This is a genomic window from Chitinophaga costaii (assembly GCF_900094705.1).
Taxonomy (GTDB): Bacteria; Bacteroidota; Bacteroidia; order Chitinophagales; family Chitinophagaceae; genus Chitinophaga; species Chitinophaga costaii.
On sequence record NZ_FMAR01000030.1, the window covers coordinates 1 to 6907 of the forward strand.

Genomic DNA, 6907 nt, shown 5'->3' on the forward strand with positions numbered 1-6907 from the left:
TATTAGCTTGTTGCTGTTCCATCGCTTTGATTTTTGGTAAGAAGCTAAAATAATAATCTTACCTAAATTCAGTTTTTAACTTCCCGGAGGGACACGTCAATTTCTCATTTATTCACTTCTGGTTCGACCGCCTGGGCAGGATCGCTGCCTCGTAGAACGCCAAACAACTCCTGACAAACGACTATAGTTATACAAGGTTCGACTATCTGGGCCGCATCACAGAAGTGGGGCAGTTAAAGAGTATTACCGCGATGACAGACCTGATATCCCGCAACGAAAGCGCCCTGGATACCTGGATAGCCAATGTGGCCAGCTCCAAAGAGCAGATCACCATTACCAGTTATGACCTGCCACACACGCCACTGGAAGGGTACCTGTGGAACGCAGAAAACCTGCGGAACAGGGTTTCCTGGAGTGCCGTGTACAACACGGGGGCCCAATTGCAGGATGGGTATGATCGCGCTTCCGCTACTTATTACAACTATGATGTACATGGAAATGTGAAGGAGTTACTACAAAAATTTAACTCCGGTATAACAGGCGACAACTCTACCTTGGGTCACTATAAAAAGATCGCTTACAATTATGACATGATCAGTGGAAAAGTAAATACAGTAAGCTTCAACCCCGGCCAGCCGGGCTTATTACCATCGCTATAGTTACGATGCAGAGAATCGTATTACCGATGTGGAAACCAGCCGCGACAGCCTGTTCTGGGATCATGATGCATTTTACCAGTATTATAAATATGGCCCGCTGGCACGTACCGTATTAGGCCAGCAGCAAGTCCAGGGCATGGACTACGCCTATACGTTGCAGGGCTGGATAAAAGGGGTAAACGGTACATCACTGGAGAGCGGTTTTGAAATGGGGGGCGATGACACTACTACCGCTAAGGACGCATTTGGCTACGCACTACACTACTATGGGTTGGGAGACTATAAACCGATCGGAGCGGTAACACCTTTTGCGGAAGCAGGAAGCAGTAACTTCAAACCGCTGTATAATGGTAACATTGGCGCCATGAGTGTGAATCTGCCGAAAGTGGGAGAGCCGCTGCAATACAACTACAGCTATGATCTGCTGAACCGTATCATCGGCATGCAAACCATCCGTAACCTGAATGTGGCCACCAACAACTGGACACCGGTATCAGTATCCGACTTTGGCGAAACGGTGACCTGTGACCCGAATGGGAATATCTTACACTACAACCGTAATGGTAATGCTACCTGGGCCGGCCAATCGCTGAACATGGATCAAATGCATTACAACTACCTGGCCGGCACCAATAAACTGGACAACATCAAGGACGATGTAGATCCTGCTGCTTACACGGAGGATATTGATAGCCAGGCAGATGCTAACTATGACTACGATGCAATCGGCAACCTGGTAAAAGACCAGCAGAGCAGCATCGACGATATCAAGTGGACGGTTTACGGGAAAATTTCGGATATTCATAAAACAACAGGTGCCGCTACCACCATCCACTACACGTACGATGTGAGTGGAAACCGTATCAGTAAAACAGTGAATGAGGTACTTACCTGGTATGTGCGGGATGCAACGGGCAATGTCATGAGCATTTATACCCGTGGAGATAACAGCGTGAATACGGGTCATCTTACCCAAATAGAAACAGATATCTACGGCAGTAGCCGGCTGGATATTGATGAAAGTAAGAAAGACCTGGAGGAAGCCGGAACAACGGATAATGGTGTGCTGTTTAATATTGGGTGGAGCTGCAGGTGGAGTTGGAACATCCTGTACTGGTGTGGGTGCAATGGTGGGAGCGGCAGGAGTAGTACATGGTTAAGATGTAGCGGCTGCCGGACTTACGCAACTAGCGAGCGGCAAGGAGACAAAATCCTATACACAACAAGCCATTGCAAGTGGTTTGTCATACGTGGGGGTTTCTGACAATAAGGCCGATGGCATCGCTAGTTATGTGGATATTGGATTGAGTATGGCCTTATCTGCCCGGGCTAGTATTCCAAAGGATGCTACATTTGTTGTGAGTCGGCCAGCAGTGCAAGTTGTGAAGGCAGAAACTCAAGCCGCTAAGGGGGGAGCTAACTTTGCAGAAGGTTCATTCTCTGTATTTAATTGGAAAGGATATCCTGCAGGTGGCATTAAGCCAACGAGACCGTTTAGATTATTAGAAGGTGCAGAATATACTTCTGCCCGAAATTTAGCTAACTCAACCAATGCAGCTATGCGTAGGGCTAACCCTGAAATGTTTAAGGGGTTACAAATACACGAAATACAACCTGTAAAATTTGGTGGCAGCCCAACAGGCCTTTCAAACAAAATTTTCTTGACACCATCGCAGCACGCCCAATACAATACTAAAATGGACGATGCTGAAAATCCTGCAGACGCGAGAGGAATAAGGAAGCTATTAAATATCTGGAATAAAACTGATACCGTTTCAGGGGGATTAGCTGGTGATGATTATTATCCCATCGGGCCTAATTCCAAAGATCAGAGAATTGAGGTAGATGCTTCTAGATTTTATAGAGGATTAAAGAAAGGGTTTGGTGCTCATTCATTTGACAATAATTATGTGCAAGAATTTTTAAAGCAGGTTCAGGCTTCTGATAATAGTCAGTACTTGAAGGAGGAAAGTAAGAAAAATAAATAAAATAATAGAATGTTTATGAAACTATTTTGAGGTCTTCAAAGGTAAAGTAAAGCATAAGTAGTATAAATACAGAAGACGTAAATAGTAATGTCATCTGCATTTTATTTTTTGTTTTATTGATTCCCCATCTAAGAAAAAATGAAGTGAGTAATCCAATTAGGAGAATTATAAAAATTATCGAATCGGTAAGTTGATTTAAATATGTCAAAAAACCAATTTTAAGCATTATCAGTACAATTATCGTAATGAGAGTATATACTGCAAACAAAAAATTATAAAATTTTATCATTTGAACTTACCTTTTGATGAAGATTGATAGGTCTGTCTTTTTTATAAAATGGAGAATTTAGAAGCTTTGATGAAGTGGTCAACGGTGGTGAGGAGGCTTTTTTTTTATTTAGGGGGCAGGGCGGCGATATCTTCGAGCCGCTTGAGCATGGCGGGGTTGTTAAAGAGGTTGGCCTGTTCATTTTCTCCGGCCTGATACCTTACGGTGGTATCCAGAAGCCGTGGGAGTTTTTAGGGGCTTTGATGGAAGGGATCATCTCATAGCGTTCATATTTTCCGATGGTGGTGTGCGAGATATTGAAAGCTTTTGCGAGGTCTTTCTGGGAGAGGTCTTTCGCCTTCCTGCATTCTGTCAGTCGTTTACCAAAACTATCCATAACTGCACCTTTTTATGTACTAAAACACCTGTATTTAAGGTGAAAAGTCAAAAGTAGGTATATAAAGTGATCTTGTCCTATTTTGAAAGACACTAAGTTAAGGTGCAAAAATCTTAATCTAGTAAAATGACATCAAGAAAGAGCTACAACAGGGCGTTCAAGGAAGAGGCGATTCGCCTGGCAGGAAAATTTGGGGTTGCCCAAGTAGCGTCAGATCTGGTGATTCATCTTAATATGATCTATACCTGGAAGAGGCAACTGACATCTATTTTTGCAGATAGCAAAATAAATTATAGATGCAATCACAATCTACGCTTCGCCGCCCCCGTATCCCTCCTTTTGAATACACATCATCATATTAAGGATTCTCCATCGGAGGGATACGACAGGCGGTTAAAGCCTACGAAGAACAAATCAAGTACGACGGGAACGGTAATATTGTTTTCTTTAACCGCAACGGTTCTCATGCCACTACGACCAACGTGGTGGAGAGCCAGGCGGATATGGACCGGTTGAGTTATATTTACCCGAAGGATAATAACGGGCAACTGACGTCTAACCGTTTGCGGCATGTCCTGGATGGGGTGAGCGGCAGCAATTATGCTAACAAAGACCTGGTGAACCAAGCTGCTGATAACTATCATTACGACAACATTGGCAACCTCACAGCAGACCCCGCAAACGGGGTGAGCCAGATCCAGTGGACGGTGTACGGGAAGATTTCGCGTATCACGAAAACGAACGGGGATGCGCTGAAATACACCTACGATGCTACAGGAAACAGGATTTATAAGGAGTATATTAGCGGAGGCGTCACCAACAGGACCTGGTATGCACGGGATGCGCAAGGTAACACGCTGGCGGTGTATGGAAATAAGAATGGTGACAGCCAGGTGTACTGGAATGAGCAGGATTTGTATGGGAGCAGCCGGCTGGGTACCTGGCAGCCAGGCATCACGCTGACGGCAGGCGCGGGGGTTACGGCCTGGAGCCAGGAAGGGTTGTCACGTTATGAGCTAACGAACCACCTGGGGAATGTGTTGTCTACCATCAGTGACCAGCGGGTGGGTGTGGATAATGATCATAATGGAACGATAGATTATTACCTGCCTACGATTGCGAGTTATAGTGATTATACGCCGTTTGGAATGCAGATGGTGGATAGGAATGGGAGTGCGGGGGGGTACCGTTACGGGTTCAATGGGAAGGAAGACGATAAAGAGATAGAAGGACAACAAGATTATGGATTTAGGATATATGATAAAAGATTAGGACGCTTCAAATCAATAGACCCATTAGCAAAAAAATATCCAGAACTTACACCATACCAGTTTGCAAGTAATTCGCCAATAATGGCAATAGATTTAGATGGATTAGAGGCGTATGCCGTTTATAATAAAGCAACAAGCCAACTGGCATTAATTCCCGACATTAGTAAAGTAAATCCTAAACTCACTAATAAATTTGTCAGTGCCTTAGAATATAGTAAGCTAACAGATGCTGATAAAGCAAAAGCAAATTATGGAATACTTGTTAAAAATGTATTTACTGGTGGGCATTCAGATGGAAGTCAAATAGTACACGGAGACCCAAGCAGACCAAAGGAAAAGCCTATTTCAACAGGTACATATAACATTTTAGAAAATAAGGGAAATACAAACCCTGACCATAATTCATTTTTTGTATTAGACCCACAAGATAAAAATCCATACGATAAAGTAGATGATAGACCAGGAGAGATTAATTCTGATGGAGAAAAACGAAGTGGTTATAATTTACACCCAGGAAGAGTAAGTTGGGGTTGTGTTACGCTTTGTAAAGACGACCCAAATATGACACCTGAGCAAAGGGCAGAAGAATGGAATATTATTAATGGTGCGATAAATAATACTACGATTGAACAAGTTCCAGATAACAGAGGCAAACAAAAATATATACCCTTTACAACGCAAACGAAATTTGGAACATTAAAAGTTACAGACGAATCTCCATCAAGTACAACACCAAAGAAAACAGGAAATTAAAATGAAAAAGAACTTTTATATTTTAGTCTGTATTTTGCTTTTTAGTTGTAAAGAACAACCTAAAATACCAATTTCAAATACATTGGAAATTGCTTTGGGTAAAAGATATTCAGCTTATGTAAATAATTTGAATAAAGCATTTGAAAAAGATAGTACAGCGTTATTATATTTTTTTAAAATTGATTACATTAATGATGCAGCAGGATATGACCACGGATATATTTTATATCAACTTATAAAAATATACGGAGATGAGAAATTTGCCAATGCCTTACAAAAGACTACTGCAAAGGGCTTACAAAATGTAAGTCAATACGTTGAAGTCGGCATTGATGCAAATGATAGACAAAAAAACGAAATGAAAATAAACTATCCTATTAGTTCAAATATTTTGAAAATAAAATAATCTTAAAGCCACTCGTTGAGTGGGTTTTTTTCATTCCAACCTTGCAAAGCAAGGTAAAAAGAAGGGGCCAAATCCACACAGCGAAGCTGTGAAAGAGGCTGTAAAATAAACTGTGTCAAAGATCCTAATTTTTAATCTTTGACACAGTTTATTTTACAGCCTCTCTTTGCCCTATTTGATAGTTGCTCATTCTAATTGTAACGTGTCGATACAACTTTTGTAACGTACACTATCTGTTTCGATGTTGTCATCGTTAACTACTCCGCGGTGTGTCTTTTGTATTCTGTCGTTTGCAACAACCCGTAAATGGCGATTCCTGGGGAGTTTGTTGCTCTCCTTAAGTTGGTGCAGCTTGGAAGGTTTTTTTAGGATATGTTAGTATCGGAGGCTTCGCCGAGGATATATCCCACGGTTGTATAGATGTGTTTAATGAGTTTGTTTGGTCGAAGCAAATGAAGCGATTTTTTACATCATCTGGATTTTACTTCCTTCAATAAACTACCATCGAAACCAGTCTGTTTTATAAAACATTTTTTAAAGTTCCTGATTAAAAATATAAATTTTTAAATTGATTGCACCACATCATCCAGATCAAACCGCGATTTTGGTAAAACGGTTGGATGATTCAAATCACTTGCATCGGCATAGCCTACCGTAACCGCAAATAATGGCGCGTATTCGCTCTGGGACAATAGCTGTTTATACGCGTTACGGTTAATGCCTTCCATGGGGGTGGCGTCCAGCCCCATACTGGCGCAGGCACTCAAAAAATAACCTAGTGAAAGATATACCTGGTTTTCCATCCAGGATTTTGTAGCGGCAATGCCATGTGCTTTTACCTGATGTTCATAGAAAGCAATCCAACCCGGGGGCAAAATGGAAATATTACGTTTTTCAAAAAGTGGTAGATCTTCGATAACACTAAACACCACTAAAAGTCCTACATTTTATATTCCTCCGCCAGCGCACAGGTCCAAATGAATTGAATAGTCATCTATTTTTGCAGATAGCAAAATAAATTATAGATGCAATCACAATCTACGCTTCGCCGCCCCCGTATCCCTCCTTTTGAATACACATCATCATATTAAGGATTCTCCATCGGAGGGATACGACAGGCGGTAAAAGCCTACGAAGAACAAATCAAGTACGACGGGAACGGTAA

8 protein-coding genes are annotated in these 6907 nt (G+C 41.9%); 6 read left to right on the forward strand and 2 right to left on the reverse strand.

Going from position 1 to position 6907, the window contains the following annotated elements; all coding sequences use genetic code 11:
* The first annotated feature begins 251 nt into the window (after nucleotides 1-251).
* From GA0116948_RS20490 to GA0116948_RS20500, 3 genes are read left to right on the forward strand one after another with little or no spacing between them, the layout of a single operon-like run.
* The gene (locus tag GA0116948_RS20490) at nucleotides 252-659 is read left to right on the forward strand and encodes a hypothetical protein (RefSeq protein WP_089715715.1); all 408 of its coding nucleotides are present in this window, start codon (nucleotides 252-254) and stop codon (nucleotides 657-659) included.
* Between the two features lie 28 nt (nucleotides 660-687).
* Nucleotides 688-1923: a hypothetical protein gene (locus GA0116948_RS20495; protein ID WP_089715717.1), complete on the forward strand. Its 1236-nt coding sequence runs from the start codon at nucleotides 688-690 to the stop codon at nucleotides 1921-1923.
* Nucleotides 1924-1969: 46 nt separating this feature from the next.
* Nucleotides 1970-2647: a hypothetical protein gene (locus GA0116948_RS20500; RefSeq protein WP_123891885.1), complete on the forward strand. Its 678-nt coding sequence runs from the start codon at nucleotides 1970-1972 to the stop codon at nucleotides 2645-2647.
* A 488-nt stretch (nucleotides 2648-3135) separates the two neighbouring features.
* Here GA0116948_RS20500 and GA0116948_RS20510 read toward each other — a convergent pair whose 3' ends face one another.
* A complete protein-coding gene (locus tag GA0116948_RS20510; protein ID WP_089715723.1) occupies nucleotides 3136-3312 on the reverse strand; it encodes a helix-turn-helix domain-containing protein in 177 nt (58 codons plus the stop codon).
* Between the two features lie 126 nt (nucleotides 3313-3438).
* On the opposite strand from GA0116948_RS20510, the gene GA0116948_RS21840 reads away from it, so the two are divergent.
* From GA0116948_RS21840 to GA0116948_RS20520, 3 genes are read left to right on the forward strand one after another with little or no spacing between them, the layout of a single operon-like run.
* Nucleotides 3439-3828, forward strand: a complete 390-nt coding sequence (locus tag GA0116948_RS21840; protein ID WP_108675077.1) for a transposase — start codon at nucleotides 3439-3441, stop codon at nucleotides 3826-3828.
* Nucleotides 3825-5336 carry an RHS repeat-associated core domain-containing protein gene (locus GA0116948_RS20515; protein WP_165798553.1) on the forward strand — a complete coding sequence of 504 codons (1512 nt, stop codon included), beginning with the start codon at nucleotides 3825-3827 and terminating at the stop codon, nucleotides 5334-5336. Before GA0116948_RS21840 ends, GA0116948_RS20515 begins: the two co-directional genes overlap by 4 nt.
* Before the next feature lies 1 nt (nucleotide 5337).
* A complete protein-coding gene (locus tag GA0116948_RS20520) occupies nucleotides 5338-5742 on the forward strand; it encodes a hypothetical protein (RefSeq protein WP_089715726.1) in 405 nt (134 codons plus the stop codon).
* 563 nt (nucleotides 5743-6305) lie between these two features.
* Here the strand turns inward: GA0116948_RS20520 and GA0116948_RS20525 are convergent.
* The gene (locus tag GA0116948_RS20525; RefSeq protein WP_205686195.1) at nucleotides 6306-6671 is read right to left on the reverse strand and encodes a nitroreductase family protein; all 366 of its coding nucleotides are present in this window, start codon (nucleotides 6669-6671) and stop codon (nucleotides 6306-6308) included.
* Between the last annotated feature and the right edge of the window lie 236 nt (nucleotides 6672-6907).